27 protein-coding genes and 1 pseudogene are annotated in these 26,721 nt (G+C 66.4%); 9 read left to right on the forward strand and 19 right to left on the reverse strand.

Annotated features, from left to right (window positions below; genetic code table 11):
* Nucleotides 1-200: 200 nt before the first annotated feature.
* Nucleotides 201-1,124 carry a LysR family transcriptional regulator gene (locus tag IAG39_RS08010; protein ID WP_118933727.1) on the forward strand — a complete coding sequence of 308 codons (924 nt, stop codon included), beginning with the start codon at nt 201-203 and terminating at the stop codon, nt 1,122-1,124.
* 167 nt (nt 1,125-1,291) lie between these two features.
* Here the strand turns inward: IAG39_RS08010 and IAG39_RS08015 are convergent, their stop codons facing one another.
* Nucleotides 1,292-1,516 carry a YdcH family protein gene (locus tag IAG39_RS08015; RefSeq protein ID WP_013395499.1) on the reverse strand — a complete coding sequence of 75 codons (225 nt, stop codon included), beginning with the start codon at nt 1,514-1,516 and terminating at the stop codon, nt 1,292-1,294.
* Nucleotides 1,517-1,772: 256 nt separating this feature from the next.
* Between IAG39_RS08015 and IAG39_RS08020 the strand changes: the two genes are divergently transcribed.
* A complete protein-coding gene (locus IAG39_RS08020; protein ID WP_059379554.1) occupies nt 1,773-2,921 on the forward strand; it encodes a sterol desaturase family protein in 1,149 nt (382 codons plus the stop codon).
* A 79-nt stretch (nt 2,922-3,000) separates the two neighbouring features.
* Here IAG39_RS08020 and ycaC read toward each other — a convergent pair whose 3' ends face one another.
* From ycaC to IAG39_RS08035, 3 genes are all read right to left on the reverse strand, one after another.
* Nucleotides 3,001-3,627 (reverse strand): isochorismate family cysteine hydrolase YcaC, encoded by a 627-nt coding sequence (gene ycaC / locus IAG39_RS08025; RefSeq protein WP_118933728.1) that lies wholly within the window; start codon nt 3,625-3,627, stop codon nt 3,001-3,003.
* Nucleotides 3,628-3,685: 58 nt separating this feature from the next.
* Complete coding sequence (locus IAG39_RS08030; RefSeq protein ID WP_054457838.1) at nt 3,686-4,363, reverse strand: hydrolase; 678 nt, start codon at nt 4,361-4,363, stop codon at nt 3,686-3,688.
* A gap of 113 nt (nt 4,364-4,476) precedes the next feature.
* Nucleotides 4,477-5,424: a LysR substrate-binding domain-containing protein gene (locus IAG39_RS08035; protein WP_059379552.1), complete on the reverse strand. Its 948-nt coding sequence runs from the start codon at nt 5,422-5,424 to the stop codon at nt 4,477-4,479.
* Between the two features lie 107 nt (nt 5,425-5,531).
* On the opposite strand from IAG39_RS08035, the gene IAG39_RS08040 reads away from it, so the two are divergent.
* Nucleotides 5,532-6,350 carry a 2-keto-4-pentenoate hydratase gene (locus IAG39_RS08040; RefSeq protein ID WP_059379551.1) on the forward strand — a complete coding sequence of 273 codons (819 nt, stop codon included), beginning with the start codon at nt 5,532-5,534 and terminating at the stop codon, nt 6,348-6,350.
* A gap of 31 nt (nt 6,351-6,381) precedes the next feature.
* Here the strand turns inward: IAG39_RS08040 and IAG39_RS08045 are convergent, their stop codons facing one another.
* The 9 genes from IAG39_RS08045 to IAG39_RS08085 form a co-directional block, all read right to left on the reverse strand.
* Nucleotides 6,382-7,470: a LacI family DNA-binding transcriptional regulator gene (locus tag IAG39_RS08045; protein ID WP_059379550.1), complete on the reverse strand. Its 1,089-nt coding sequence runs from the start codon at nt 7,468-7,470 to the stop codon at nt 6,382-6,384.
* Nucleotides 7,471-7,495: 25 nt separating this feature from the next.
* A complete protein-coding gene (locus IAG39_RS08050; RefSeq protein ID WP_118933729.1) occupies nt 7,496-8,530 on the reverse strand; it encodes a succinylglutamate desuccinylase/aspartoacylase family protein in 1,035 nt (344 codons plus the stop codon).
* Between the two features lie 66 nt (nt 8,531-8,596).
* Nucleotides 8,597-8,944 (reverse strand): RidA family protein, encoded by a 348-nt coding sequence (locus tag IAG39_RS08055; RefSeq protein ID WP_054457833.1) that lies wholly within the window; start codon nt 8,942-8,944, stop codon nt 8,597-8,599.
* A gap of 22 nt (nt 8,945-8,966) precedes the next feature.
* On the reverse strand, nt 8,967-9,752 hold the full coding sequence (locus IAG39_RS08060; RefSeq protein ID WP_059379547.1) for a transporter substrate-binding domain-containing protein: 786 nt from the start codon (nt 9,750-9,752) through the stop codon (nt 8,967-8,969).
* A gap of 24 nt (nt 9,753-9,776) precedes the next feature.
* Nucleotides 9,777-10,517, reverse strand: a complete 741-nt coding sequence (locus IAG39_RS08065) for an amino acid ABC transporter ATP-binding protein (RefSeq protein ID WP_118933730.1) — start codon at nt 10,515-10,517, stop codon at nt 9,777-9,779.
* Nucleotides 10,504-11,154 (reverse strand): amino acid ABC transporter permease, encoded by a 651-nt coding sequence (locus tag IAG39_RS08070; protein WP_054457830.1) that lies wholly within the window; start codon nt 11,152-11,154, stop codon nt 10,504-10,506. The genes IAG39_RS08065 and IAG39_RS08070 overlap by 14 nt, the downstream gene beginning before the upstream one ends.
* Nucleotides 11,155-11,165: 11 nt before the next feature.
* A complete protein-coding gene (locus tag IAG39_RS08075; protein ID WP_118933731.1) occupies nt 11,166-11,834 on the reverse strand; it encodes an amino acid ABC transporter permease in 669 nt (222 codons plus the stop codon).
* A 3-nt stretch (nt 11,835-11,837) separates the two neighbouring features.
* A complete protein-coding gene (locus IAG39_RS08080) occupies nt 11,838-13,139 on the reverse strand; it encodes an alanine racemase (protein WP_187523976.1) in 1,302 nt (433 codons plus the stop codon).
* A gap of 118 nt (nt 13,140-13,257) precedes the next feature.
* Nucleotides 13,258-14,220 (reverse strand): AraC family transcriptional regulator, encoded by a 963-nt coding sequence (locus IAG39_RS08085; protein ID WP_059379544.1) that lies wholly within the window; start codon nt 14,218-14,220, stop codon nt 13,258-13,260.
* A gap of 320 nt (nt 14,221-14,540) precedes the next feature.
* Between IAG39_RS08085 and IAG39_RS08090 the strand changes: the two genes are divergently transcribed.
* The 3 genes and pseudogenes from IAG39_RS08090 to IAG39_RS08100 all read left to right on the forward strand — a co-directional run bounded on the left by IAG39_RS08090 (nt 14,541) and on the right by IAG39_RS08100 (nt 17,205).
* Complete coding sequence (locus tag IAG39_RS08090; protein WP_118934506.1) at nt 14,541-15,587, forward strand: aldo/keto reductase; 1,047 nt, start codon at nt 14,541-14,543, stop codon at nt 15,585-15,587.
* A gap of 129 nt (nt 15,588-15,716) precedes the next feature.
* Nucleotides 15,717-16,454 (forward strand): annotated as a pseudogene (locus tag IAG39_RS08095) (YoaK family protein); the annotation flags it as partial.
* A 91-nt stretch (nt 16,455-16,545) separates the two neighbouring features.
* Complete coding sequence (locus IAG39_RS08100; protein ID WP_118934504.1) at nt 16,546-17,205, forward strand: thiopurine S-methyltransferase; 660 nt, start codon at nt 16,546-16,548, stop codon at nt 17,203-17,205.
* A gap of 45 nt (nt 17,206-17,250) precedes the next feature.
* Here the strand turns inward: IAG39_RS08100 and IAG39_RS08105 are convergent, their stop codons facing one another.
* From IAG39_RS08105 to IAG39_RS08130, 6 genes are all read right to left on the reverse strand, one after another.
* Nucleotides 17,251-18,018, reverse strand: a complete 768-nt coding sequence (locus IAG39_RS08105) for an SDR family oxidoreductase (protein ID WP_059379540.1) — start codon at nt 18,016-18,018, stop codon at nt 17,251-17,253.
* Nucleotides 18,015-19,010 (reverse strand): NAD(P)H-quinone oxidoreductase, encoded by a 996-nt coding sequence (locus IAG39_RS08110; RefSeq protein WP_118934502.1) that lies wholly within the window; start codon nt 19,008-19,010, stop codon nt 18,015-18,017. Before IAG39_RS08110 ends, IAG39_RS08105 begins: the two co-directional genes overlap by 4 nt.
* Nucleotides 19,011-19,025: 15 nt before the next feature.
* Nucleotides 19,026-19,730, reverse strand: coding sequence for an ABC transporter ATP-binding protein (locus tag IAG39_RS08115; RefSeq protein ID WP_118934500.1), 705 nt, complete (start codon nt 19,728-19,730; stop codon nt 19,026-19,028).
* Nucleotides 19,723-21,504 carry an ABC transporter permease subunit gene (locus IAG39_RS08120; protein ID WP_118934498.1) on the reverse strand — a complete coding sequence of 594 codons (1,782 nt, stop codon included), beginning with the start codon at nt 21,502-21,504 and terminating at the stop codon, nt 19,723-19,725. The genes IAG39_RS08115 and IAG39_RS08120 overlap by 8 nt, the downstream gene beginning before the upstream one ends.
* A gap of 22 nt (nt 21,505-21,526) precedes the next feature.
* On the reverse strand, nt 21,527-22,393 hold the full coding sequence (locus tag IAG39_RS08125) for a branched-chain amino acid ABC transporter permease (RefSeq protein WP_054457820.1): 867 nt from the start codon (nt 22,391-22,393) through the stop codon (nt 21,527-21,529).
* Nucleotides 22,394-22,511: 118 nt separating this feature from the next.
* Entirely contained in the window at nt 22,512-23,711 is a 1,200-nt protein-coding gene (locus IAG39_RS08130) for an ABC transporter substrate-binding protein (protein ID WP_118934496.1), read from the reverse strand.
* A gap of 325 nt (nt 23,712-24,036) precedes the next feature.
* Between IAG39_RS08130 and IAG39_RS08135 the strand changes: the two genes are divergently transcribed.
* Genes IAG39_RS08135 through IAG39_RS08145 form a run of 3 tightly spaced genes read left to right on the forward strand, consistent with a single transcriptional unit; the run spans nt 24,037 to nt 26,703 of the window.
* A complete protein-coding gene (locus tag IAG39_RS08135) occupies nt 24,037-24,819 on the forward strand; it encodes an SDR family oxidoreductase (protein WP_054457818.1) in 783 nt (260 codons plus the stop codon).
* Nucleotides 24,819-25,775, forward strand: a complete 957-nt coding sequence (locus tag IAG39_RS08140; protein ID WP_118934494.1) for a 3-hydroxyacyl-CoA dehydrogenase — start codon at nt 24,819-24,821, stop codon at nt 25,773-25,775. The genes IAG39_RS08135 and IAG39_RS08140 overlap by 1 nt, the downstream gene beginning before the upstream one ends.
* Nucleotides 25,768-26,703 carry a 3-keto-5-aminohexanoate cleavage protein gene (locus IAG39_RS08145; protein WP_013395474.1) on the forward strand — a complete coding sequence of 312 codons (936 nt, stop codon included), beginning with the start codon at nt 25,768-25,770 and terminating at the stop codon, nt 26,701-26,703. Before IAG39_RS08140 ends, IAG39_RS08145 begins: the two co-directional genes overlap by 8 nt.
* Nucleotides 26,704-26,721 lie beyond the last annotated feature (18 nt).

Raw genomic sequence — 26,721 nt, forward strand, 5'->3', positions numbered from 1 at the left:
GCTCCTTGCGATTCGGCGCTAATACGGATTGATTGCGGATTCGTGTATGGGCAGAATCCGCGGTTGCCGGCATGTTCCAATCAACATGGGGCCTTGGCAACCGTATGCCGGGCCGGCATGCGTCTATGTGAATTTCGCCAAATTTGGTGCTAACCCTAGGTATTGGGCAACGCGTCGCCGCCGGCGCGCCCGCGACAACAATGAATTTCAAGCAGCTAGAGGCCTTCGTGGCCTTCATGACCACCGGATCGACCATAGAGGCCGCGCAGCGGCTGGGAACGTCACAGCCAGCGGTCAGCCGCCTGCTCAGCCAGTTCGAGTCCGATCTGGGGCTGCCGTTGTTCCTGCGGCGCAAGGGGCGCCTGCATCCGAGCAGCGAGGCCGAAGCCTTGCTGCCGGATGTGCAGAACATGATCCTCGATGCCAATTCACTGCAACGCCACGTCAACCAGCTGCGCCTGGGCGGACTGCGGCGCACGCTGATGCGCGTGCAATTGCCCAGCTCGGTTGCGCAGACCGTCATGCCGGCCGTGGCCGAGTCCTTTCTGAACGATCATCCCGATGTGGCGCTGGAAGTGCTGGTCGGCACCTACGAAACCAGCGAGGCCGCGGTGCTGGGGCGCGAGGCCGATCTGGCGCTGGTGCGTTCGCCAACCCTTAATTCGGGGCTGGAAACGGTGGCGCGCCTGGACACGGATGCCGTGTGCATCGTGCCGCCGGGCCATGCGCTGGAAGCCTTGCCCGAGGTCGGGCCGGGCGATCTCATCGGCGTCGACATGGTGCTGCTGGGACGCCAGCGCCTATTGCGTCAGCAGATCGACCACGTGTTCCGCCAGGGCGGGATGGTGCCGCAGATCCGCGCCGAAGTGCACGCGGTGGAAATGGCCTGCCGCCTGGTGGCGCGCGGCATTGGCGTGTCCGTGGTCAATGGTCTGTTCGCCCGCCTGTGCCAGGACATGGGCGTGATCTGCAAGCCCTTTGCGCCGCGCATCGGCTACAGCCTGGGCATGGTCACGATTGCGGGCGAGCCGCGCAGCCCGCTGGTGCTGGAATTGTCGCGCCGCATTATCGACGAGATGTCGCGCATGGCGGGCAGCGACGCCTTTACGCTGGTGGAGCCCTAGCCGGGCGGGGCGCAGTCAACTCGCCAGAGGTGTGGCAGGCGATGGCGGCTCAGAACAACAGGATCGTCCTGATGCCGCCAGAGCAGACGGTCGCGTACTTCCGGACAGAAATGGCGAAGTACGCGGCGGTCGTCAAGGGGGCGGGATTGGAGCCGGTGTGGAACAGTTCAACTGCCGCCCTGGTCGGCAGCGCGCAGGATGCCGTACAGCTTGTCCTTCAGGTGCAGTTTTTCCTTCTTGAGCACTTCGACCTCGTTGCCCGACGCCGGCTGGATACCGGCCTCCATGTTCTTGATTTCCTGGTCCAGGTCATTGTGACGCTGGAACAGCGCGGAGAAATGCGCGTTTTCGGATTTCAGTTGGGTAATGAGGTGGCGGTATTCAGGGAACATAGGGGCCTCTTTAAAGAACCGGTTGATGGGCACTGCGGGAAACCGGGGAACCTGATGATCCATAAAGCTTTCGATTCCATGACACGCCAACCCCGCGCCCTTGTCAACCATCCGGGTGCATGCCTTCCGTCTGAGAATTGATACCGCGCAAAGTGGGGGCAGGGACGCCATTCTGTCGCGCCTGATCACGTTTTATTACATTGAGATCCGTCCCCGGCGATAAACTCGCTTCCCCGTGGTCTGCCATAAATTTGAAATGAATCAGCGCGCGTCCATCCTTCGCCAGGTCTTACAGCTTTTCAAGCAGGACGGCAGGATCCACCCGGGTACGGGCATGATGAGCGGCGTGATCGCGCTGTTCCTGGCGATCCTGGCGGTCCTGGGCGTCCTGGCGTTTCACTTCCCCGCCTACCTGACCACGCCGGAGCTGCGCAGCTTCTACAACGTGGACGCGATGCGGGGCCTGCTGTTCACCGCGCTGTTGATTTCGGGCACCATCGCGCTGGCCAACACCGTGCTGGGCCGGCAGCGCTGGCTGAACATCGCCGCTTTCGTGCTGGTGTGCGGCGCGGTGGCCGCCGGCGGCAGCAACGTGGTGGTGACCACGTCCAACACCGGCCACCATCCCTACCTGGGCCTGGACTGGTTCATCCTGGACCTGCTGGCTTCCAGCACCGTCTTCATCATTTTCGAGAAGCTGTTCCCGCTGTATCCGGGCCAGCCGGTGTTCCGCGGCGAATGGCAGGTGGACATGAAGCACTTCCTGTTCAACCACCTGTCGGTGGGGGCGGTGCTGCTGTGCATCAACTTCTTCGTGCACCGGCTGTTTTCCTGGGCGGCCTACGAGCCGCTGCAACAGGCCATCGTGTCGCTGCCTTACCTGGTGGAGCTGTTCCTGGCCGTGCTGGTGGCTGACCTGGTGCAGTACGCGGCGCATCGCGCCTATCACGAGGTGCCGTTCCTGTGGCGCATCCATGCGGTGCACCACAGCACCCGCACCCTGGACTGGCTGGCCGGTTCGCGGCTGCACATCGTCGAATTGCTGATCACGCGGGTCGCGGTGCTGGGCGTGCTGTTCGCGCTGGGCTTTTCCAAGCCGGTGCTGGACGCCTACATCATCATCGTCGGCTTCCAGGCGGTGCTGATCCATTCCAACGTGAGGCTGCCCTGGGGCTGGCTGCGCTACATCATCGTGACGCCGGACTTCCACCATTGGCACCACTCCTCGGATACCGAGGCCATCGACCGCAACTACGCCGCCCACTTCTCGTTCATCGATTACGCGTTCGGCACGGCGGTGCGCGGCGTGAGCAAGCGCCTGCCCGAGAACTACGGCATCCTGGACAACGACATGCCAGGCACGTTCCTGGCGCAGCAGGCCTACCCGTTCGCCCGCAAGAAATGAAACGGCGGCGCGCCCGGTGCGCGCCGCCGTGGAAGTCCGCGCCAGCCGGTCACGCGCCTGGGCGCGGCCGACGGGGACCTTACCTGCTGCCCTTGACGGTGGAGTAGGCCGCCATCAGGTTGCGGTAGTCGGGAATGTGGTTGGAGAACAGCGTCCCCAGGCCTTCGATGTCGTTGCGCCAGTCGCGGTGCAGCTCGCAGGCCACGCCGAACCAGCTCATCAGTTGCGCGCCAGCCTGTTCCATGCGGCTCCAGGCGGCATTGCGGGTCACCTCGTTGAAGGTGCCGGACGCGTCGGTCACGACAAACACCTCAAAGCCTTCCTCCAGGGCCGACAGCGCCGGGAAGGCCACGCAGACCTCGGTGACGACGCCGGCGATGATCAGCTGCTTCTTGCCGGTGGCCTTGACGGCCTTGACGAAGTCCTCGTTGTCCCAGGCGTTGATGTTGCCCGGGCGGGCGATGTAGGGCGCCTTGGGGAATTTGTCCTTCAGTTCCTGCACCAGCGGGCCGTTGGGGCCGTCTTCGAAGCTGGTGGTCAGGATGGTGGGCAGCTTGAAATAGTCGGCCAGGTCGGCCAGCGCCAGGACGTTGTTCTTGAACTGGTCGGGCTGGAAGTCCCGGACCAGGGACAGCAGGCCCACCTGGTGGTCGACCAGCAGCACCGCGGCCTGGGTCTTGTCGAGTTTCACATAGGGCTTGGTCATTGCATACTCCATGAGGGAATTGCGCGCCCTGCGGCGCGCGGGGAACATCCGGGCGGACTCAACGTTGCGAGTCGAGCTGTTCGCCCTTCTTGATGACTTCCTGGGCCCGGTTGTAGCTTTCGATCAGCAACTGGTAGGGCGGGAAGATCTTGGTGTAGACCTCGGCCCACTTGGCCGCGTCTTCGCGGTGCCAGGTCTTTTGCAGTTCGGCTGCGACGGCGCCCGTGTCCATGGGCACGACGCCGGCCTGGACCACGCGCGCCAGGGTGATTTCCTGGGCCATTTTGCTGTAGGTGCCCGAGGCGTCGACCACCACGAAGACCTTGTAGCCCTCGGCCACCGCGCTGATGGCGGGGAACGCCATGCAGACGCTGGTGATGGTGCCGGCAATGATCAGGGTCTTGCGGCCGGTCGCCTTGACCGCGGCAACGAATTCAGGATTGTCCCAGGCATTGATTTCGCCCTTGCGCGCGACATATTTCGCGTGCGGGGCGTTTTCATGGATTTCGGGAATCAGCGGGCCGTTGGGGCCCTGCGGCACGGAGGCCGTGGTGATGACGGGCAGCTTCGCCAGGGTGGCCATGGAAGCCAGCGCGCCGGCGAGCGAGCGCAGCTCGGTCATCGGCATGTCGGCAACCGTCTGGAACAGGCCGCTTTGATGGTCGATCAGCAACATGACCGCATCGTTGGGATCGATGACGGGGCGCTGGCCATTGAAGTTGGCGGGGACGCTCATGGTGTGCTCCTGGTGACGTGGGGCTAATCATCCTAGGAGCAACGCGGGCGGCTGGGTAGGCAGGAAAAATGGGTTTCTGCGTCCCACTCGTCGGACGCTGCGCGAGCATGCTGCTACTTCAAGGTTGGCAGCTTGTGGCGTACTTGCGTGTCGTGTTCGCGCTTGGCCACGTCCTGATACTCCGAGCTCAGGAAATCCAGCAGCTCCCGCACGCCGGGCAGCAGGCCGCGGCGGGACGGGAAAATGGCGTGCACGCTGCCCGCTTCCGGCTGCCAGGGGGCGCCCACGTCCACCAGGGTGCCTGCGTCCAGTTCGTCGCGAATCATGAGCAGGGGCAGGGCGACCACGCCCACGCCGCGCAAGGCGGCCTGCTTCAGCGCCAGCATGTCATCCGTCACCAGCCGCGGCGTGAACGGCACGACGATGCGCGCGCCGTCCGGCCCGTCCAGCCGCCAATGGGATTCGCGCTGTTCCGTTCCCAAGGCCAGCGTGGGCAGTTCGTTCAGGGCTTGCGGATCCGCAGGCAGCTTGATGCTGCGCGCCAGCGCCGGACTGGCCACCAGGCACTGGCAGCTCATGCCCAGCGGTTTCATGATGAGGTCGCTGCTCTCGATGGGGCCGAAGCGCACGCGCACGGCGATATCGAAGCCCTCGCGCAGCACGTCCACGGGGCGGCTGAAGCTCTTCAGGTAAACGTGGACCTTGGGGCAGCGGACCATGAAGCGGGCCACCAGGTCGCCCAGGAAGTAGTAGATCAGCGCAGGCGGCGCGCTCAAGCGTATGGTGCCGGCAGGTTCGGCGCGGGTGCGGTCGATGACTTCCTGGGCGGCTTCCGCGCCTGCCAGCATCGACAGGCATTGCTCGTAATATTCCTGACCCAATTCGGTCACGGCGAAGCTGCGCGTGGAACGCTGGATGAGCCGCACGCCCAGCCGGTCTTCCAGCAGCGCAATGCGCCGGCTCAGGCGGGATTTTGGTATGCCCAGCGCTCGCCCTGCGGGTGCGAAGCCACCGTTCTTGACGACCTGGACGAAGTAATAGAGGTCATTCAAGTCATGCATCGCTTCCCCGCTGTTCTGAAAATAGGACGTCAAGGGGAGCATATAACGGCTGCGGCGCCGTGCGGGCAGGTTTTCTTTTACATTTGAGCGTACCCTCAGGAGCCACAATGCCAGCTTCCGACCTCGCCGCGCTTGCCCGCGAAATCAAGGCGGCGCAGGACCATGCCTCTTACATTGCGCCGGTCACGGCACGGCGTCCGCGCTTCGACCTGGATGCCGCCTATGACGTGGCTGCTCGCATCCATCAGGCGCGGCTGGCCGAAGGCGCGCTGCTGGTCGGCCGCAAGATAGGTTTCACCAACGCCGCGATGTGGGCGGCGCTGGGCGTGGAATTTCCGGTGTGGGGGCGCGTCTATGAACACAGCGCGGTCTATGACGACACCGGCGAAGTCCATTGCCGCTTGGGCCGCTATGTCGAGCCGCGCATCGAACCCGAGATCGTGCTGCATTTCCATTGTGCACCGCCGCGCACGCGGGAGCCGGCCGCCATATTGGAATGCGTGGATTGGATCGCCCATGGGTTCGAACTGGTGCAGTCGCACTATCCCGCCTGGCAGTTCCAGGCCGCCGATACCGTGGCGGACAACGCCTTGCATGGCGCGCTGTACATCGGGCCGCTGATGGAGCCGGCCGAGCTCGGCCCGGGCCTGATCGAACGGCTGGCGGACTTCCGGGTGGAACTGTCCTGCAACGGCATCCGCCGTGAAACCGGTACCGGCGCCAACGTGTTGGGCAGTCCGCTGGCGGCGCTGGCCCATCTGCTGGAGGTGGTCGGGGAACGCCCGGCCGACGAGGCGATCCAGGCGGGCGAACTGGTCACGACCGGCACGTTGACCAAGGCCTATCCGGTGCACGCGGGCGAAACCTGGAGCACCAGGCTCGACGGCATCGGCTTGCCGGGCCTGCGCATCGTGTTCGACGAGTGAGCCCGCGCCGGTTGCCGACGCGCAGGGGACGCTAGGCGCTGGCGCGCTGGTTCAAGGTCAGCGGGAACACTTCCTGGCGCGCGGCGGGCGCGCCGCCATTCAGGCGTTGCAGCAGCAGTTCTCCAGCGCGGGCGCCCAGCTTGCGGCTGTCCACGCCGATGGTGCTCAGGCCGGGCTCGATTTCGCGGGCGATGTCGGTATCGCCGAAACCCAGGATGGCGATGTCGCGCGGAATCGCCAGCTTGCGGTCGCGCGCCTCGAACAGCGCGCCCACCGCCAGCAGGTCGTTGGCGCAGAACACGGCGTCGAAGGCCTGGCCCATGGCGAGCAACCGGCCCAGGGCCGCGCGTCCGTCGGCGATGGTTTGCGCATTGTCCACGGCCAGTTCCGCCACCACCTGCAGGCCCAGTTCGGCAGCGGCGGCATTGAAACCCTGGCGCCGCAGTTCGCCGCGGCCGCCCTGGCGCGCCACGAAGGCGACGCGGCGATAGCCGCGTTCGGCCAGATGGCGCGCGGCCATGACGCCGCCGTCATAGTTGGAAAAGCCCACCAGCATATCGATCGGGTCGCGCGGATAGGCCCAGGTCTCCATGATGGGGATGCCCAGCTCGCGCAGCGACTGGCGGTTTTCCTCGAGCTCGATAACGCCGGTGAACAGCACCGCCGCGGGCCGCAAGGCGCGCAGCGACGCGATCATGCTGGTTTCCTTGGCGTAGGAATACGAGGTCTGCCCGACCATCAATTGATAGCCCTGCGGCTCCAGCACTTCGGCGCAGCCCTGCACGGCCAGCGCGAACTGCTGGCTGAGGATGTTGGAGACGAACGCCGCCACCACGCTGGACTGCCCGGAACGCAGGGCGCGCGCGTGCGGATTCGAGGCATAGCCGGTCTGCGCCACCACCTGCAGGATGCGGTCGCGCTTTTCCTGAGCCACTTTCTCGGGCTGGCGCAAGGCCCGCGACACCGTGATGGGCGATACGCCCGCCAGCCTGGCCACTTCCTCGATGCGCGGCGGCTTGGCGGGGGCGGCCGCGCGCGCGGGCGCGGCGGCGCCCTCGGGACGCACGCGCAGCACGTCGTCGTAGGTGGGGGCGGAAGGAGGCGCGGGCCGGTGGGTCATGCGGTTTCTTTTGATTGTTCCGGGATCAGGCGGCAGGCGTCAGGATATCAGCCTGGCCGACGGGACGCGCAACCTGGATCAGGCTGTCGCCGGATTCGCAGTCGGTATGCAGCCGCCGCGAAATCACGATACCCGATACCCGGAAGCGCAGGACTTCCTCTTCCGCGTCCAGCTGGTTGAGGTCATGGTAGTAGCCCGCGACGTCGCCCGCGCGCACGCTGGCTCCGATGTCCACCGCCGGCTCGAACCAGCCGCGCCGGGTGGCGAAGATGTTCTGTTCGTGGCTGTCCAGCTCCAGCAGCTGCATGGCGGGCGCGCCGGGCTGGTGCGGGCCGAGCACGGGCGCGTCGGTCACGCCCAGCTTCTGCAGCAGGTTGTCGATGGCGCGCTGGGTGGCGGCCAGCGTGGCGGGCGTCAGCGTGCCGCCGCCGCCGAACTCGCCGCTGATGCCGATCGCGCCGGCGCGCGCGGCCGCCGCCATGGAGGTGGGCGCATCGCGGCCATTGGCGGCGACGAAGGCGTGGCCCATGCCTAGCGAGCCCATCAGGTCCAGCGCGCGCGCCATGCGCCCGGGCGAGTCCTGGAGCTCGATCAGGGCGGTGGGCAGGTGCGCCATCGAGGTGCCGCCGGAATGGATGTCGAACACCACGTCGTGGCGCGGGAACAGTTCGTGTTCGAGGAAGTGCGCCAGGCGCTCGGTTGGGGTGCCGCCGGGCACGCCCGGGAAGGCGCGGTTGAGGTTGCCGTTATCCAGCGGCGAGCGCCGCCGCGCCGCCATCACAGCAGGCAGGTTGGCGAGCGGCAGGATGGTGACCTCGCCGCGCATGCGGGCGGGATCCAGGCGGCGGATCAGCCGGCCCAGGGCGACTTCGCCTTCGTATTCGTCGCCATGGTTGCCCGCCATGAGCAGCACGCGCGGGCCGCTGCCGTTGCGGATGCGGCAGATGGGCGTCTTGATCTGGTAGTAAGGCGAACGGTCCACCGAATAGGGGGTGCCCAGGAAACTGAGCGCCTTGCCGTCGGCATCGAAATCTATGTCGTGAAACAGGCCGGTATGCATGGGGAGATACAACAGCGCCGCGCGAGGCGGCGCGAAGAGGGATCGGAAGGCCGCAGCAAGGCGCGCTTAGCGCAGCGCGGCGACCGCGGTCATTTCGACCCGCAGGTCGGGGTCGGCCAGGCGGGCCTCGACGCAGGCGCGGGCCGGCGGATTGGCGGGGTCGACCCAGGCGTCGTAGACGCGGTTCATGGCGTCGAAGTCGCCGATGGCGGGCAGGAACACGTCCACGGCCAGCAGGCGCGATTTGTCGCTGCCGGCCTCGGCCAGCAGCGCTTCGATCTTGGCCAGCACTTCGCGGGTCTGCGATTCCAGCGAGCCCTGGCGATTGTCGGCCACCTGGCCGGCGATGAACACGAAGCCGTTGTACGAGACGGCCTGGCTCATGCGCGAGCCGGATTTGTAGCGTTTGATCATGCGAGTCCTTTGATGAAGCCGTTTACATCTGCGGCAGGGTCTGGGCTTCCTTGAACCACTTTTGCTGCAGCGCCGGCAGCTTGCCGTTCAGGCGGTTGGTGAAGAGGAAGGTATTGATCCAGTTCAGCAGGTTCTGCTGGCCCTGCTGCACGGCGGCGTGGGCGGGCGATTGGCGGATGAGGAACTTGAGTTCGGGCGCCTTCGCGGCGTTGTCCTCGGCCACCTTGAGCGCGATGGCGCTGTTCTCGGCGAACGATTCCGACTGTCCCGCCAGATAGGCGGCCACGGCCGAAGGCGTGTCCTCGAAGCGCACCAGCTTGGCGCCCGGCGCGTTGTCGGTGAGCCAGATGTCCAGCGTGGAGCCCTTGGCGACGGCGATGCTGTGGCCCTTCAGTTCGTCCACGGTCTTGGCCTGCGGCATGCTGGCGCCGCCGTAGACGCCCAGGTTCACCGCGGCATAGGGCTGCGAGAACATGACCTGCTGGGCGCGTTCCGGGGTGGCGCCTGCGGCCGCGATCAGCACGTCGACCTTGCCGGCCAGCAGGCTGGGAATGCGGCTGGCGCCGGTGACCTGCACCAGCTCCAGCTTCACGCCCATGTCGGCGGCCATGAGCTTGGCCAGGTCGATGTCCAGGCCCGCGGCCTCGCCCTTGGCGTCCTTGAAGCCCCAGGGCGCGGCGTCCATCAGCACGCCCACGCGCAGCTTGCCCGCGCCCAGCACGTCCTGCAGTTTGTCGGCGGCCGAGGCGGGCGCGGCCAGGGAGAGACAGACGGCCGCGGCGGCGGCCAGCTTGGCGAACAGTTTCATGCAATGACTCCAGTGGCGGATGACTTAGTGGGAGGAAGGCGCGGCCGTGCCGATGAACTGGCGCAGCTCGGGGGTTTGGGGGTTGGCGAAGAGTTCGGCGGGCGGGCCTTGTTCCCAGACGCGGCCCTGGTGCATGAACACGACCTTGGAGGCGACGTTGCGGGCGAAGGCCATTTCATGCGTCACCAGCACCATGGTCATGCCCTGGCGCGCCATGTCTTCCATGACCTTCAGCACCTCGCCCACCAGCTCGGGGTCCAGCGCCGAGGTGACTTCGTCGAACAGCATCAGTTGCGGCGCCATGGCCAGGCAGCGCGCGATCGCCACGCGTTGCTGCTGGCCGCCCGACAGCAGGGCCGGATAGGCGTCGATCTTTTCGGCCAGGCCGACGCGGCGCAGCACGTCCAGCGCCAGCGCGCGGCCCTGCGACTTGGCGATCTTGCCGTTGAGCGTGGGCGCCAGCGTGATGTTGCGCTCCACGTTCAGGTGCGGAAACAGGTTGAACTGCTGGAACACGATGCCCACGCGCTGGCGGAACTGGCGCAGGCCGGGCATGCCGGCGTGGATCCGTTCGCCGCCGATGCGGATGTCGCCGTCGTCCACCGTCTCCAACGCGTTCAGGCAGCGCAGCAGGGTGGACTTGCCCGAGCCGGAGCGGCCGATGATGGTGACGATCTCGCCTTCGTTGACCTCGAGCGAGACGCCGTTGAGCACCGCGTTGGCGCCGAAGCGTTTGTGGATGTTGGAGACTTCAACGAGCGCCATGGAAGCGGCCCTCCAGGTTACGGGCCCACATCGTCAGGGGCAGGCACGCCGCGAAGTACAGCAACGCGACGCAGGAATAGACCAGCAAGGGCTGGAAGGTGGCCGCGCTGGCGATCTGCCCGGCGCGCGCCAGTTCGACAAAGCCCACCACCGAGGCCAGCGAGGTACCCTTGACGAGCTGCACCAGGAAGCCCACGGTGGGCGGCAGCGACAGGCGAAACGCCTGCGGCGCGATCACGTGGCGGAACTGGTGCCACTTGGACAGACCCAGGCAGGCGGCCGCTTCCCATTGCTCGTGCTTCACGGCCTGGATGCCGCCGTACCAGATCTGGCCCAGGAAGGCCGCCGTGTAGATGATGAAGGCGACGCTGACGGCGGTCAGCGCGGGCACCTCGATGCCCAGGAACACCGGCATGCCGAAGTAGAAGAACATCAGCAGGCCCAGGAGCGGCACGCCCTGGACCAGTTGCTGCATGGCCGCGGCCAGCCAGCGCAGCGGCGCCGAACGGTGGCCGCGCAGCAGCGCCAGCCCCAGGCCCAGCGGCGCGCCGATGGCCAGCGCGATCAGCACCAGGGCCACGGTCCATTGCAGCGCGCTGAGCAGGGAGGCGAAATCACTCAGGGTAAACGTACGCATGCTCGCGACTCCTAGCGGCGCACGGGCCAGGTGAAGGCCAGGCTGCCGGCCAGGGCCAGCAAGGCCTTGGTGATCAGCACCAGCGTGAAATAGATGCCGCAGATCACGGCATAGACCTCGAAGCTGCGGTAGGTGCGGCTTTCGATGAAGCTGCCGGCATGGAACAGGTCCTCGGCCGATACCTGAGAGGCCAGCGAGGTGCCGAGCAGCAGGATGACCAGCTGCGTGCCCAGCGCGGGGTAGACGTTGCGCAAGGCGGGCGCGAGCACGATGTGGCGGTACACCTGCCAGGTGCTCAGGCCCAGGCAATGGCCGGCCTCGATCTGGCTGCGTGGAATGGAGTCCAGGCCGGCGCGCAGGATCTCGATGGCGTAGGCCCCGAAATACAGGCTGAGTGCCAGCGCCGCGGCCACGAAGGGCGGCATGCGCAGGCCCAGCCCCGGCAGGATGAAGAACACGACGAACAGCTGGATCAGCGACGGCGTGTTGCGGAACACCTCGACATAGGCGCGCAGCGCCAGCTTGACCGGCCTGGGACCATGGCGCGTCAGCAGGGCGCCGGCCAGGCCGATGGCCAGCCCCGCGACCACGGCGATGACGGTCAGCTCCAGCGTGACCTGGATGCCGTCCCAGAGCTGTTCGCGGTAGCGCCAGATCTGTTGGAAGTTCAGCTGTTGCATGGCTTATCCGAAGAACGTGCGGTAGGCCGACTGCACGCGGCCGTCCGCGTCCAGGCCGAAGAAGACGCGCCAGCGGTCCAGACAGGTGCAGGGATGCGAGATGCCGAACTCGATCACGTCACCTGGCGCCAGCTCGCTGTCCGGCGCGATGGCGAGGAAGGCGTGCTGGTCGTTGAGCCGCGTGACGCGGGCTTGCATATCCCAGCCGGGCAGGGCCGCGCCGCCGCGGAAGGCGGCCAGCGGCGCGGGCAGGTCCTGGTCGTAGGACACGTCGCGCATGCCGAAGCCGCAGATCGCCAGGCCCGATTCCGGGCGCGACAGGACTTCGCCCCACAGGCGCAGGGCCGGCCGGAAGTCGGCGGCGGCGTTGCGCGCCTGGCCGTTGACCTGGAAGCCCGCGCGGGCGTCCATGGCCTGCAGCGCGCGCTGGTAGGTGCCGTGGTCATGGAAGAAGATGGCGCCGCTGCGCAGCACCAGCTGGGCATTGCCGTCCTCGGCCAGCCAGCCCTTGGCCGCCTGCGTGACATGGTCGAAGAAGGCCGAGCCGCCCGCGGTGAACACCAGCGGCGCGTGCGGCGCCAGCGCGCGCACTGCCTTGAACGCGCGGGCGGCGCGCTCCATCAGCGCGGCGATATTGCTGGCGGTGAGCGCCGCGTCCGAGCTGGCGACGGCGCCTTCGTAGGTGGCCACGCCCGCCAGCGCGAGCTTGTCGCCCTGCTCGCGGATCGCGGCCAGGATGGCCGCGACCGCGGCATCGTCGCGCGCGCCCGCGCGGCCGCCGCCGACTTCCACCAGCACCTCCACGGGCCGGCCGGCTTCAGCGGCCGCGGCGGCCAGCGAACGCACGGTGTCGGCGGAGTCCGCGAACGCCAGCAGGCGCGCGTCGGGGTAGCCTGCAAGCAGCTTGCCCAGGCGGGCGCCGCTGGCCGCGCCGCCGATCTCGTTACCCAGCATCAGGCGGGATACGCCGGCGCGCAACAGCACGGCGGCCTGCTGCAGGTTGGCGACGGTGGCGCCCCAGGCGCCTGCGTCGAGCAGGCGCTGCACGATCTGCGGCGACATCGGCGTCTTGGCATGCGGCGCCAGCGCCGCGCCGTGGCTGCGGGCGTACTGGAAGATCTGCTCGACGTTGTGGGCGAAGGCGGCCTCATCCAGCGTCAGGACGGGCAGGGCCATGTTGCCGCTCCTGGGCTGCCAGCCCCGGGCTGCGACGCCGCGCAGCGGGACGGCGGGTTCGCCCGGAGGAATGCCCCGGTAGGTGTCGTCCAGTGGAGTATCGAGCAGGGTTTCCAGGAAGGGATTCATGTGGCCGCCGAAGAAAAAATCAGGGTTATGACAACGTTATCATTTGATGGCGGCAGTCTAATGGTAACGTTGTCAAATTAGGATTAGGGCAATCCCCTAGGGATGCCGGACGGGCGGCTCAGGCTGGCGCCGAGGCGGTTTCGTCCTTCCAGCGCTGCTTGTCGCGCAAAGGTGGCGAACCGAACAGGCGGCTGTATTCGCGGCTGAATTGCGACGAGCTTTCGTAGCCCACGGAATGGGCCGCCAGCGCCACGCCGGCGTCATCGGTCAGCATCAGGCGCCGCGCTTCCTGCAGGCGCAGGTGCTTCTGGTATTGCAGCGGGCTCATGGCGGTGGCCTGCTTGAAATGATGATGCAGCGAGGACACGCTCATGTGCACGTCGCGCGCGATCTCTTCCACGCGCAGGGGCAGGGCATAGTTGTCGCGCAGGATGCGGATGGCCTTGGCCACGCGGTTGAGCTGGCTGTCCTGCAGCACCGACTGGCGCAGCACCGCACCCTGGCCGTTCATCAGCAGGCGGTACAGCAGTTCGCGCTTGACCAGGGGCGCCAGGATGGGAATGTCGCGCGGCGTGTCCAGCAGGCGCAACAGGCGCAGCACCGCGTCCAGCAGCGCGCCGCCCAGCGGATTGACGCAAAGCGCGCGCGCGGCCTCGGCCGGCGGTTGCGGCGGCAGGCTGTCGTCGCTGATCAGCGCGGTGATCTCCTCTACGTTCAGGTCCAGCCGCAAGCCCAGATAGGGCAGGGTCGGGCTGGCGACGGACACCTTGGCCACGACCGGTAGATCCACCGAGGAAATCAGGTAATGGAAGGGGTCGTACTCGTAGGCTTCATCGCCGATGAGCAGGCGCTTGGATCCCTGGGCGATAACGCCCAGGGCGGCTTTCTGCAGTCCGGGCTTGGCGCCGGTGGGCTGCGAAATGCGGTGCAGGAACAGGCCCTCGATGGGCGTGTCCAGCGAACCCTCCAGGTCTCCGGTCATGCGTTCCAGCGTGCAGAGCAGTTCGCGCCGCGCCGGCTCATAGGCGACGTCCAGGGCCGGGACGGCGACGCTGGCGGCAAGTGCGGATGTGATGGTCATGGGGGCTCCCGTGGCGCGCCGTGCCGGGTAGGCATAGAGCGGCAGAAAGTCGGAGGATTGGGTGGCTTTCAGTGTATGCCTAAGCGAGCCTGCGTCCAGGCGGTGGCGCTTTTCATGGAGAAATGGGCAGAAAACTCGGAGGAATGAGCGGCCAGGCGCCACAGGCGGGGCAGCGCTGCAGGATTGGGCAAAAAAAGGGCAGGATCAAGCAGCGTCCGCGCCGGTCCCTGGACGCATACTTGCCTTCATCCCGGCAGGCGAGCCGCGGCCATTCCATCCCGGAGCGCCGGCTCCCGCCCAGCCCTTGAAGGAGCGCAACCATGCGGTACAAGAAATTCGGAAGCACCGGCCTGTTCGTGTCGGAACTCTGCCTGGGTACCATGACCTTCGGCGGCGAAGGCGAACTGTGGAGCAAGATCGGCAGCCTGCAGCAGGAAGACGCCAACCGGCTGGTGGGCCGCGCATTGGATGCCGGCGTCAATTTCATCGACACGGCCGACGTGTACTCCGAGGGCCGCTCGGAGGTCATCACCGGGCAGGCGCTGCGCGACCTGAAGGTGGCGCGCGAGGACGTCGTGATCGCGACCAAGGTGTTCGGACAGACGGGCGCCGGCGTCAATGCGCGCGGCAACTCGCGCTCGCACATCATGGACGGCGTCAAGAAGAGCCTGTCGCGCCTGCAGCTGGATCATATCGACCTCTACCAGATCCATGGCTTCGATCCCGCCACGCCGGTGGAAGAAACGGTCAGGGCGCTGGACAATCTGGTGCAGCATGGCCACGTGCGCTATGTCGGCGTGTCCAACTGGGCCGCCTGGCAGATCATGAAGGCGCTGGGCATCGCTGAACGCCTGGGGCTGGCGCGCTTCGAATCGCTGCAGGCCTATTACACGATCGCCGGCCGCGACCTGGAGCGCGAGATCGTGCCCATGCTGCAAAGCGAAGGCGTGGGCCTGATGGTATGGAGTCCGCTGGCGGGCGGCCTGCTCAGCGGCAAGTACAGCCGCGACGGGCAGGCCGAAGCCGGCAGCCGCCGCGCCGCCTTCGACTTCCCGCCGGTGGATCAGGAACGCGCTTATGACAGCATCGAGGTCCTGCGGCGCGTCGCCGGCGCGCGCGGCGTATCGGTGGCGCAGGTAGCCCTGGCCTGGCTGCTGCACCAGCAGGCCGTGACCAGCGTCATCATCGGCGCCAAGCGCGTGGAGCAGCTGGACGACAATCTGGCGGCCACGGCGATACGCCTGACGGCGGACGAACTGGCCGAACTCGACCAGGTCAGCGCCCTGCCGCCGGAGTATCCGGGCTGGATGCATGTGCGCCAGGGCGAATACCGGCGCAAGCAGCTGAGCGAATCCGGCGCGGCGTAAAACGCCGGAGGCGGGCGGGGCCGCCGCCGGCATGGCTGGCGTCCGGCGCGCCGGGCCTCGCGCCGTGCCGCGGCGACTAGAATGTCATGCACTTTGCTGTGTATGGATTCTTGTCTTGAAGGGACACGCGTGGCCATTCCGTATCTACGCCGCCTGACGGCCGTCAGCCGCAGCCCCCAGGCCAACAGGCACCTGGCTTACGTCCTGACTTTTACCGCCGGCGCGGTCAACGCCGGCGGCTTCCTGGCCGTGCAGCAATACACCTCGCACATGTCCGGCATCGTCTCCATGATGGCCGATAACCTGGCGCTGGGCGGGGTGATCGTGGTGCTGCAGGGCCTGGCGGCGCTGCTGTCCTTTCTGGCCGGCGCCGCCAGCTCGGCCTTCCTGATCAACTTCGGGCGCCGCTCGCGCCTGACCAGCGAATACGCCATGCCGCTGCTATACGAAGCCGTGCTGCTGCTGGGCTTCGGCTTGCTGGGCGCCAACCTGGAGACGCTGCGCTGGTTCTATGTGCCGGGCACCGTCATGCTGCTTTGCTACATCATGGGTCTGCAGAACGCCATGATCACCAAGCTGTCGCGCTCCGAGATTCGCACCACGCACGTGACGGGCATGGTCACCGATATCGGCATAGAACTGGGCAAGCTGTTTTACTGGAACATGGCCAAGGGGGATCCCGCATCCATGCGGCCGGTGCGCGCGGACCGTAGCAAGCTTGTCGTGCTCACCGTGCTGGTGTCGTTGTTCTTCGTCGGCGGCGTGACGGGCGCGTATTCCTTCTTCAACTTCGGGTTCGGCTCGACGGTGCCGCTGGCGCTGATGCTCATGGCGTTGGCCGCGGTGCCCATCGTGGACGACATCCGCAGCCTGCTGCCGCGCATGTAGGGCCGGGACGCCCGCCGCCGCGCCGGCGAACTACAATGCCCCGCACCGATACACAGGAGGCAGACCGGGCATGGACGCGGAATTCTGGCTGGAGCGTTGGCGCGAAGGGCGCACGCATTTTCATCAATCGCGGGTCACGCCGCTATTGCAGAAGTATTGGCCGACGCTGGGCGTACCCAAGGACGGCCGGGTGCTGGTGCCGCTTTGCGGCAAGTCGCTGGACATGGTGTGGATCGCGGCCCAGGGGCATTCCGTGCTGGGCGTCGAGCTGTCGCAGCTCGCGGTCGAACAATTCTTCGAGGAAAACGAGCTCAAGCCGCTCACGCACGTGTCCGTCTATGGCAAGCACTACGTGGCGGGCAGCATCGAAATCATCTGCGGCGACATCTTCAAACTAGACGCGCAACTGCTGTCGCATTGCGTGGGCGCCTATGACCGCGCCGCGCTGGTGGCGTTGCCCGATACCATGCGCGCGGACTACGTGCGCCACGTCTACGGCAATCTGTCGCCCGCCTACCAGGGACTGCTGATCACGCTGGATTATCCGCAGGAAGAAATGCCGGGGCCGCCGTTCTCTGTCGTGGACAGCGAAGTGCAGAACATCTTTGCGGGCGTGTCGCCCGCCAGGATCATCGATCGCCGCGACATCCTGGAAAAGGAACCGAAGTTCCTGGCGGCCGGCGTCAGCCGGCTGGACACGGTGGTCTACCACCTGGGCGCGCACGAGTGAAGAAAGCGCCCGCCTGCGTTCGGGCGGGCGCTGCCTGCGATGCTCTCAGGTCATCAGCCAGCCGCCGGCCACGTCCAGCACCTGGCCGGTGACGAAGCGGGCCTGGTCCGACGCGAAGAACAGGCAGGCATCCGCCACTTCCTCCGGCGTGCCCAGGCGGCGCAGCGCGGTCACCTGCGCGACCGCGTCATTGATCTCCTTGGGCACGGTCTTCAGCAAGGGCGTGCTGATGCGTCCCGGCGCCAGGGCGTTGACCGTGACCTGATGCTCGCCCAGTTCGGCGGCCCAGTGGCGCGTCAGGCCGATCAGGCCAGCCTTGGTGGCCGCGTAATGCGCCGCCACGATGTCGCAGTAAGCGCGGCCGGCCACCGACGACATGTTGATCACGCGGCCCTGGCGCTCGCGCACCATGTGCGGCGTGGCCAGGTGCGTCATGTAGAACACGCTGTTCAGGTTGACGGCGACCACGTTCTCCCATTCCCGGGGCGGCATCTCCCAGACCTTCAGCGCGCGTCCATCGGTCTTCGGTGAAATGCCGACGTTGTTGACCAGGATGGTGGCCGGACCCAGCTCCGCGCTGATGCGTTCGTAGGCCGCCTGGCACTCCTCGAAGCGCGCGACGTCCGCGTGCACGAAGCAGACTCCGTGGCCGCGCTTGCGCAGTTCCTTTTCGTAAGCCTGGCCGCCCTGCGCATTGAAATCGATGAGGCCCACGCGGCCGCCTTCGGCCAGGAAGCCTTCGACGATGGCCGAACCTATGCCGCCGACCGCGCCGGTCACGATGGCGACCTGGTCCTTGAAGCGCCCGCTCATGCGGCCACCTTCAGCATGATCTTGCCGATGTGTTTGCTGCTTTCCATCAGCGCATGCGCCTGGGCCGCTTCCGCCAGCGGGAACACCTTGTGGATGCGCGGCAGGCATTGCCCCTGTTCCATCAGCGGCAGCACCTTTTCCGCCAGCGCGCGGGTGATCGCACCCTTGTCCTCGTCGGAGCGGGGGCGCAATGTGGAGCCGGTGAATTGCAGGCGCTTGAGCATGATGGGCATGGCGTCGATCTCGGCCTTGCTGCCCTCCAGGAAAGCGATCTGCACCAGCCGGCCATTGAGCGCCAGCAGCCGCAGGTTCTTGTTCATGTAGGCGCCGCCCACCATGTCCAGGATCACGTCCACGCCCGCGCCGCCGCTGCCCTGGCGCACCGCTGCCTCGAAGTCGGCCTCGCGGTACAGCACGGCATGGTGCGCGCCGGCGGCCAGGCAGGCGTCGGCCTTTTCCTGATTGCCCACCGTGGTCCAGACTTCGGCGCCAAAGGCGCGCGCCAGCTGGATCGCGGTCAGGCCGATGCCGCTGGAACCGCCGTGCACCAGGAAACGCTCGCCGGCCGCCAGACGGGCGCGGTCGAACACATTGGTCCAGACGGTGTAGTAGTTCTCGGGGATGGCGGCGGCCGTCAGCAAGTCCAGGCCGCGCGGCACGGGCAGGCAATGGCGTTCGTCCGCCAGGCAGTATTGGGCGTAGCCGCCGCCCGGCGTCAGCGCGCAGACCTGGTCGCCGACTTTCCAGAGGCTGGCGTCGGGTCCGGCGGCGATGACGGTGCCGGACACCTCCAGCCCCAGGTGGGGCGAGGCACCCGGAGGCGGCGGATAGGAGCCCGAGCGTTGCAGCACGTCGGGGCGGTTGACCCCGGCGTAGGCGACCTCGATCAGCACCTGGCGACCGGCGGGCGCTTCCATGTCGCGTTCGGCCAGGCGCATGCAGTCGGGCGCGCCGCCCTGGCCGTGGTCGATGTATGTGCAGCGTAAAGACATAAGGAATCCTTGGTATCAATGGCCCAGATAGGCCTTCTTCACATGCGGGTCGCTCAGCAGCTCCGCGCCGGTGCCGGTGCGCACGATGGCGCCGTTCTCCAGCACGTAGCCGCGGTCCGCCAGCCGCAGCGTGCGGAACACGTTCTGCTCCACCAGCAGTACGGTCACGCCGTGCGCGGTGACGCCGCGGATGATGTCGAACATCTGTTGCACCAGCAGCGGCGACAGGCCCAGCGAGGGTTCGTCGAACACCAGCAGCTTGGGATCGGCCATCATGCCGCGGGCGATTGCCACCATCTGCTGTTCGCCGCCGGAAAGCGAGCCGGCGTACTGGTTCAAGCGTTCCTGCACCCGCGGGAAGATGCCCAGCACCTCGTCCAGCTTGCGCTGCACGATGGGGCGCGCGGCGCGCTTGTACGAACCCATCAGCAGGTTGTCGCGCACCGTGAAGTGCGGGAACAGCTGGCGGCCTTCGGGAATCATGGTGATGCCCGCGTCGACGATGTCGTAGGGCTTGCGGTTGGTCAGGTCCTGGCCTTCGAACTCGACCTTGCCGTCCATGGCGGCGATGACGCCGCACAGCGTCTTCAAGGTGGTGGTCTTGCCGGCGCCGTTGGCGCCGATCAGCGTGACGATCTCGCCCGCATGGACCTCGAAGTTCAGGCCGTTCAGGACCTGGCTCTTGCCGTAGCCCGAGGACAGATTCGAAACCTTAAGCATCCTGGTACTCCTTGCCCAAATAGGCCTCGATGACGGCGGGGTTCTCCACCACGTCCTTGGGCGCGCCGCTGACCAGCACCGCGCCTTCGTTCAGCACGATGATGCGGTCGGACAGCGCCATGGTGGCCTGCATCATGTGCTCGATCAGCAGCACCGACACGCCGGAATCTCGGATGCGCCGGATCATCTGGATCGACTTCTCGATGTCGGTGGGGTTCAGCCCGGCCATCACCTCGTCCAGCAGCAGGATGCGGGGCTTGATCGCCAGCGCGCGGGCGACCTCCAGGCGCTTCATGCCGCCCACGGTCAGGTTGCGCGCCTCGATGTCCAGGTACTTCACCAGGTCGGTCTGCTCGGCGACCTTAAGCGCGATCTGTTCGGCCTCGTCCCGGTTCGAGGTGCGGATGAAGGCGCCCAGCATGATGTTCTCCAGCACGGTCAGGCCGGTGAACGGCTTGGCGATCTGGAAGGTGCGGCCCAGCCCCTGGTGCGCGAACTCGTCGGGCGTCTTGCAGGTGACCCATTTGCCTTGCGCGTCCAGCATGGTGATGCCGCCCTTGTCCGGCGACAGGAAGCCCGACAGCAGGTTGAACACGGTGGTCTTGCCCGCGCCGTTGGGGCCGATCATGCCCAGGATCTCGTTCTGGTTCAGCGTCAGCGACACGTCGTTGGTGGCGCGCAGGCCGCCGAAGCTCTTGAACAGCTTGTCGGCCTTGAGCACCGGCTGATCCGTGCGTTCGGCGTTGTGCAGGCGCAGTTCATCGGCCAGCTTGAGCTTGGCGCGAGGTGCGCCCAGATAGGGCAGACGCGACAGCCAGCGTTCGATGGCCGGGCCGAAGGCGCCGGCCAGGCCGCGCGGAATGGTCAGCACCACCGCGACCAGGATCAGGCCGTAGATCAGCCCGTGCATGCCGTTGCCCACGCTGCTGAGCCAGCCGCGCGCCAGTTCGGCGATGGGCAGCACCAGGAAGGTGCCGGCGATGGGGCCGGCCACCGTGCCGAGCCCGCCGATCAGCGCGAACATGGCCACCTGGATCGACAGTTCCAGCGAAAACGCCGAGCTGGGGTCCACGAAGGTCAGGTAGGTGATGTGGAAGGTGCCGATGATGCTGGTCAGCATGGCCGACACGACCGCGGCGATGATCTTCATGCGCACGGTATGGATGCCGACCGCCAGCGCCGCATCCTCGCGTTCGCGGATCGCGATCAGGTAGTGGCCGATGCGCGACTTGCGGATGTACCAGGAGGCCCAGGTCACCAGCAGGAACAGGCCGAAGGCGATGATCACGTAATTGACCTTCTCGCGAAACACGATCCAGGTCCAGCCTATGTTCAGCGGCAGGCTGATGCCGCTGGAGCCGCCCGTCCAGCTTTCCTCGTGGATCACCAGGAGTCGCACCACTTCCAGGATCGCGATGGTGGCCAGCGCGAAGAACGGGCCGCGCAGCCGCAGGGTGGGGTAGCTGATCAGGATGGCGACCGCGCCCGAGATCGCCGCGCCCGCCAGCATGCCGAACCACGGCGAAATGCCGAAGTTCTGCGTCAGCAGCGTGGCGGTGTAGCCGCCGATGCCGTAGAACACGGCGTGGCCCAGGGACAGCTGGCCGGCGTAGCCGCCGACGATATTCCAGGCCACGGACAGGGCCGAGAACACGAACAGCAGCACGAACAGGTTGGTCCAGAATGGCGTGCCCATGATCACGGGCACAAGGAACATCGCGATCAGCAGGATGAGGCTGACGTAGGTCTTGGGGTGTCGGATATCGGGAAACACATCTCGCTCCTTGTTGCTCTGATCACTCTGTGCCGACGCCGAACAGGCCGTTCGGACGCAGCACCAGGATCAAGAGGAAGATCCCGAAATAGACGACCTCTTTCAGGTCGGGGGCGATGTAGAAGCCGGCCAGCGTGTCCACGATGCCGATGATCATGGAACCGGCCACCGCGCCGTACAGGCTGCCCAGGCCGCCCAGCACCACGATCACGAACGCCGTCAGCACGAAGTACGTGCCCACGGTGGGAAACACCGGATATTGCGGCGCCAGCAGGCCGGCGGCGATGCCGACGAAGGCCGTGCCCAGGCCGAAGGCGATGGCGTAGACGTTGTTGACGTTCACGCCCATCAGGGTCGCGGCGTAGCGGTGCTGCGCCACGGCCCGCAGCGCGCGGCCCAGGTAGGTGCGGTGCATGAAGAGGTGCAGCAGCACCGCCAGGGTCAGGCCGATCACGAAGGTAACGAGCTGCCCGGTCACCATCGAATAGGGGCCGATGTCGATGGCATTGGTGCCCAGCTCCACCGGCGCGCGGTAGACGTTGGCGCCGAAGATCACCAGGGCGAGATTCAGCAGGATGGTGGACACGCCCACCGTGGCGAAGATCTGGATGTGCTGGTCGGCGTTGAGCAGCGGCTGGATGATGCCCTTCTGCGTCAGCGCGCCCAGCGCGAACAGGATGACGGCGACGGGTACCAGGCCGGCATAGGGATGCACGCCGAATTGCGCCGCGATCAGATAGACCATGTACATGCCTATCATCAGGAACTCGCCGTGCGCGAAGTTCACGACGCGCACCACGCCGAAGATCAGCGTCAGCCCCAGGCTGATGATGGTGTACGCGCCGCCTAGCAACAGGCCGTTGATGACCAGTTGAATGAATAGTTCCATGTTGCAACCTCTTAGAACGGGTGGCGGCCCCGGCCCGGCCGTGTCGTCGGCCGAACCGGGGCGCGCGGACCCCGGGAAACGTCAGGCGCCCCCGAGCGCCTGAGCACTGGCGTGGCGCTTATTTCTTGAAGACGGGCTTGCCGAGTGCGAGGTTGCTGGGTGCGATGGTGACCAGCTTGCCGTCCTGCCACTGCATCACGTAGAACGTGGATGCGTTGTTCTGGCCGTCTTCGCCGAAGTCGAAGGCCCAGCCGTTGGCGGTCTGGCCGGCCGGCTTCTTGTAGGCCAGGACCGCGGCGCGGATCTTGTCCTTGTCGGTGGACTTGGCGTTGCCGATGGCTTCGAAGAAGGCCTTGGCGCCGACGTAGTTGGTCAGGCTGTGGCCGGATTGGGGGTCGCTCTTGTAGGTGGCTTTGTAGGCTTCCAGGAACTTGTCCAGGCCGGGCGCGCCCGCGGGGTTGATGGAGGATTGCGGGAAGTCCAGGTCGAACACGCCGTTCATGTCGGCGCCCACGGCCTTGGCGGTGTCCGCCAGCGAATAGCCGCCGCCCGCGCCGATCACGACCTTGGGCTTGAAGCCCGCGGCGCGCGCCTGGCTGAAGAACAGGATGGCGTCGTTCTGGTAGGCCGTCTGCAGCACCACGTCGACCTTGGCGCCCTTCAGGCGCAGGATCAGCGAGGACAGGTCCACGGTCTTGGCCGAGTACGGCAGCACTTCCGCGACCGTATAGCCCAGCTCCTGCGCGCGCTTCTTCTCGGTGGCGGCCACGTCGGTGCCGTAGGGGCCGTCCTCGTGGATGATGCCGATCTTGATGTCCTTGGGGTTCAGTCCCATGCCCGGCGCGATGGTGTCGTGCAGCGCGTTGACCACCGACACGCCGTACAGCGCGGTGTTGGGGTTGCTGCGGAACAGGTACTTGTAGCCGCGGGTGGTGATCTTGTGCGCGGTGGCGCCCAGTTCGAAATAGGGCACGCCGGCCAGCTCGGTCACGGGCGAGGCGGCATAGGAGATGCCGGAAGCGTAGCTGCCGAACACGCCGACCACGTTGGAGGAAATCAGGCGCTTGGTTTCCGACACGGCTTGCGTCGGATCGACGGCGTCGGCCTTGATGATCTCGATCTTTTCGCCGTTGACCCCGCCGGCGGCATTGATCTCATTGACGGCCAGTTCCAGGCCGCGATAGCTCTCTTGTCCCAGAAGCGCGAGCGCGCCGCTGAACGGGAAGAGGGCGCCTACCTTCATGTCGGCCGCTGCGGTGCCGCTTGCCAGCGCGCCGCACAGGCCCAGCGCCAAAGCAATTTTGTTGAACTTGAACACTGTCTACGCTCCTTTGTCGGTATGGGATGCGGACTTTCTTGTTTGGTCCGTTTTTTTGAATATATGATATATCGGCCGGGCGGGTAGCAAACCCCGCCTTGGATTCTAGTTGGGGCCGTAACCCGCCGAATCGGGGAATTCCCTAAAGCCGCATGAATAAAGACTTAGCGGGCTGATATCAAACAAATGGCGGGGGTTTTACGGCTTTGGGATGAAGCATTCCGGTGGCTGCAACGGTTGCAACAAACGCTAGAAAATAGCTGTTTTTTTCATATATCGTATATCATCAATCGGCCGTTTTTCATAAGAATCAGGAGACAGAGGCATGTTCGAGGAAGTGGATTTCGCCGGGAAAAAGGTGCTCATCACCGCCGGCGCGGACGGGCTGGGCCTGGAGATGGCGAAGGTGTTCCGCCATGCCGGCGCCTCCGTGTTCGTATGCGACGTGAACCAGGAGCGCCTGGCCGCGCTGCCGGCCGAATTGCCCGGCGTGCATGCGGCCCTGGCCGACGTCTCGGACGAAGACAGCGTCGCCGCGCTGTTCGACCAGGTCCGCGCCAAGCTGGGCGGCCTGGACATCCTGGTCAACAACGCGGGCGTGGCCGGTCCCACCGGCTACGTCGAAACCCTGTCCAAGGCGGACTGGGACCGCACGCTGGCCGTCAACATCACCGGGCAATTCCTGTGCGCGCGCCAGGCCATCGGCCTGCTCAAGGAGTCCAAGGCCGGCGTGATGATCAATCTGTCGTCCGCGGCCGGCCATCTCGGCTTTGCCGGGCGCTCCGTCTATTCCGCCTCGAAGTGGGCGGTGATCGGCTTTACCAAGTCCCTGGCCATCGAGCTGGGTCCCTATGGCATCCGCGTCAACGCCATCCTGCCGGGCGCGGTGGAAGGGCCGCGCATCCGCGCCGTCATCGCGGCCAAGGCGGATACGCTGGGCCGGCCGGTGGAGGAGATCGCCGCGCAGTACGAGAACCAGGCCGCGCTGGGCCGCATGGTCACGGCGCGCGATATCGCCAACATGGTGCTGTTCAATGCCAGCGAGGCCGCCCGCAGCGTTTCAGGGCAGGCCATCGTGGTGGACGGCTTCACGCAGAAGCTCTACTGATGGACGCCGGGTCCAAGGCGCAGCGCGCCGCCATCATCGGAACCGGCCTGATCGGCCAGGGCTGGGCCATCGTGTTCGCCCGCATGGGCTGGGAAGTGCACCTGTATGACGTCAACGCCGCCATGCTGGCCGAAGCCCGCGGCCTGATCCTGCGGCAGCTGCGGGAACTTGAAGCCCAGGGCTTGCTGACGGACGCCGAAGCCATAGGCGGACGCGTCCATGTGGCAAGCAGCCTGGCCGATGCCTTGAAGGGCGCCCGCTACATCCAGGAGAACTCGCCCGAGAATCTGGAAATCAAGCGGGCGCTGTTTGCTGAACTGGACGCGGCGGCCGAACCCGACGCCATCATCGGCAGCTCCACATCCAGCATCCCCGCCAGCGAATTCACCGGGCATCTGGCCGGACGCCACCGCTGCCTGGTGGCGCACCCGGTGAATCCGCCGTACCTGATCCCGGTGGTGGAACTGTGCCCCGCGCCCTGGACCAGCCCGGAGGCCGTCGATTCCGCCCGCGCCGTCATGGCCGGCATCGGCCAGAAGCCCGTGCTGGTGCGGCGCGAAATCGAAGGCTTCATCCTGAACCGCCTGCAGGGCGCGCTGCTGCATGAGGCGTTCCGCCTGGCCAGCGCGGGCATCGCCAGCGCCGAGGACATCGACGCCACGGTGAAGGACGGCCTGGGCCTGCGCTGGTCGTTCATGGGACCGTTCGAAACCATAGACCTTAACGCACCCGGCGGCATTGCCGACTATTGCGCGCGCTACGGCGGGCTGTACCAGTCCATCGGCGCGACCCAGGGCGAACCCGTCGCCTGGGACGGCGCGCTGGTCGACGCGCTGTCGGAGGAACGCCGCGGCCTGCTGCCGCAGGAAGATCTTGCCAAGCGCCGCTTCTGGCGCGATGAAAAACTGATGCGCCTCATGCGCCATAAACAGGACAACGGAGACAACAATGGCTAAGCCCAAGCAGAAAGTCATCATCACTTGCGCCGTGACGGGCGCCATCCATACGCCCAGCATGTCGCCGCACCTGCCAGTGACCGCCGACGAGATCGCCGAAGCGGCCATCGGCGCGGCCAAGGCGGGCGCGGCGGTGCTGCACCTGCATGCGCGCGATCCGCAGACCGGCAAGCCGTCGCAGGACCCGGCGCTGTTCAAGCCCTTTCTGGAGCGGATCAAGCGGGAAACGGACGCCATCATCAACATCACCACCGGCGGCAGCCCGCATATGACGGTGGAAGAGCGCATGCGTCCGGCCACCACCTTCAAGCCGGAGCTGGCGTCCCTGAACATGGGATCCATGAACTTCGGCCTGTACCCGATGCTGGGCCGCTTCAAGGAGTTCAAGCACGACTGGGAACGCGAACATCTGGAAAACAGCCGCTCGCTGGTGTTCCGCAATACCTACCAGGACATCGAGTCCATCCTCGCGCTGGGCAACGCCAACGGCACCCGCTTCGAGTTCGAGTGCTACGACATCAGCCATCTGTACAACCTGGCGCATTTCGTGGACCGCGGCCTGGTCAAGTCGCCGCCTTTCATCCAATCGGTGTTTGGCATCCTGGGCGGCATCGGCCCGCACCCGGAAGACCTGATGCACATGAAGCGCACGGCCGACCGCCTGTTCGGCAACGACTATGAATGGTCGATCCTGGGCGCCGGCCGCGGCCAGATCCCGCTGGCCACCATAGGCGCGGCCATGGGCTCGAACGTGCGGGTGGGGCTGGAGGATTCGTTGTGGATCGGGCCGGGCGAGATGGCGCAATCCAATCAGGTCCAGGTGGAGCGCATCCGCACCATCCTGGAGGCGCTGAACCTGGAAATCGCCACGCCCGAAGAGGCGCGCGCCAAGCTCGACTTGAAGGGCAAGGACAACGTGGCGTTCTGATGCGGCCAGGGGCCGGCA

The sequence above is a fragment of the Achromobacter xylosoxidans genome (assembly GCF_014490035.1).
Lineage (GTDB): Bacteria > Pseudomonadota > Gammaproteobacteria > Burkholderiales > Burkholderiaceae_B > Achromobacter > Achromobacter bronchisepticus_A.

Coding starts and splice junctions, on each gene's coding strand:
- IAG39_RS08010 (WP_118933727.1), top strand. CDS start 201: ATGAATTTCAAGCAGCTAGAGGCCTTCGTGGCCTTCATGACCACCGGA.
- IAG39_RS08015 (WP_013395499.1), bottom strand. CDS start 1,516: ATGTTCCCTGAATACCGCCACCTCATTACCCAACTGAAATCCGAAAAC.
- IAG39_RS08020 (WP_059379554.1), top strand. CDS start 1,773: ATGAATCAGCGCGCGTCCATCCTTCGCCAGGTCTTACAGCTTTTCAAG.
- ycaC (WP_118933728.1), bottom strand. CDS start 3,627: ATGACCAAGCCCTATGTGAAACTCGACAAGACCCAGGCCGCGGTGCTG.
- IAG39_RS08030 (WP_054457838.1), bottom strand. CDS start 4,363: ATGAGCGTCCCCGCCAACTTCAATGGCCAGCGCCCCGTCATCGATCCC.
- IAG39_RS08035 (WP_059379552.1), bottom strand. CDS start 5,424: ATGCATGACTTGAATGACCTCTATTACTTCGTCCAGGTCGTCAAGAAC.
- IAG39_RS08040 (WP_059379551.1), top strand. CDS start 5,532: ATGCCAGCTTCCGACCTCGCCGCGCTTGCCCGCGAAATCAAGGCGGCG.
- IAG39_RS08045 (WP_059379550.1), bottom strand. CDS start 7,470: ATGACCCACCGGCCCGCGCCTCCTTCCGCCCCCACCTACGACGACGTG.
- IAG39_RS08050 (WP_118933729.1), bottom strand. CDS start 8,530: ATGCATACCGGCCTGTTTCACGACATAGATTTCGATGCCGACGGCAAG.
- IAG39_RS08055 (WP_054457833.1), bottom strand. CDS start 8,944: ATGATCAAACGCTACAAATCCGGCTCGCGCATGAGCCAGGCCGTCTCG.
- IAG39_RS08060 (WP_059379547.1), bottom strand. CDS start 9,752: ATGAAACTGTTCGCCAAGCTGGCCGCCGCCGCGGCCGTCTGTCTCTCC.
- IAG39_RS08065 (WP_118933730.1), bottom strand. CDS start 10,517: ATGGCGCTCGTTGAAGTCTCCAACATCCACAAACGCTTCGGCGCCAAC.
- IAG39_RS08070 (WP_054457830.1), bottom strand. CDS start 11,154: ATGCGTACGTTTACCCTGAGTGATTTCGCCTCCCTGCTCAGCGCGCTG.
- IAG39_RS08075 (WP_118933731.1), bottom strand. CDS start 11,834: ATGCAACAGCTGAACTTCCAACAGATCTGGCGCTACCGCGAACAGCTC.
- IAG39_RS08080 (WP_187523976.1), bottom strand. CDS start 13,139: ATGAATCCCTTCCTGGAAACCCTGCTCGATACTCCACTGGACGACACC.
- IAG39_RS08085 (WP_059379544.1), bottom strand. CDS start 14,220: ATGACCATCACATCCGCACTTGCCGCCAGCGTCGCCGTCCCGGCCCTG.
- IAG39_RS08090 (WP_118934506.1), top strand. CDS start 14,541: ATGCGGTACAAGAAATTCGGAAGCACCGGCCTGTTCGTGTCGGAACTC.
- IAG39_RS08100 (WP_118934504.1), top strand. CDS start 16,546: ATGGACGCGGAATTCTGGCTGGAGCGTTGGCGCGAAGGGCGCACGCAT.
- IAG39_RS08105 (WP_059379540.1), bottom strand. CDS start 18,018: ATGAGCGGGCGCTTCAAGGACCAGGTCGCCATCGTGACCGGCGCGGTC.
- IAG39_RS08110 (WP_118934502.1), bottom strand. CDS start 19,010: ATGTCTTTACGCTGCACATACATCGACCACGGCCAGGGCGGCGCGCCC.
- IAG39_RS08115 (WP_118934500.1), bottom strand. CDS start 19,730: ATGCTTAAGGTTTCGAATCTGTCCTCGGGCTACGGCAAGAGCCAGGTC.
- IAG39_RS08125 (WP_054457820.1), bottom strand. CDS start 22,393: ATGGAACTATTCATTCAACTGGTCATCAACGGCCTGTTGCTAGGCGGC.
- IAG39_RS08135 (WP_054457818.1), top strand. CDS start 24,037: ATGTTCGAGGAAGTGGATTTCGCCGGGAAAAAGGTGCTCATCACCGCC.
- IAG39_RS08140 (WP_118934494.1), top strand. CDS start 24,819: ATGGACGCCGGGTCCAAGGCGCAGCGCGCCGCCATCATCGGAACCGGC.
- IAG39_RS08145 (WP_013395474.1), top strand. CDS start 25,768: ATGGCTAAGCCCAAGCAGAAAGTCATCATCACTTGCGCCGTGACGGGC.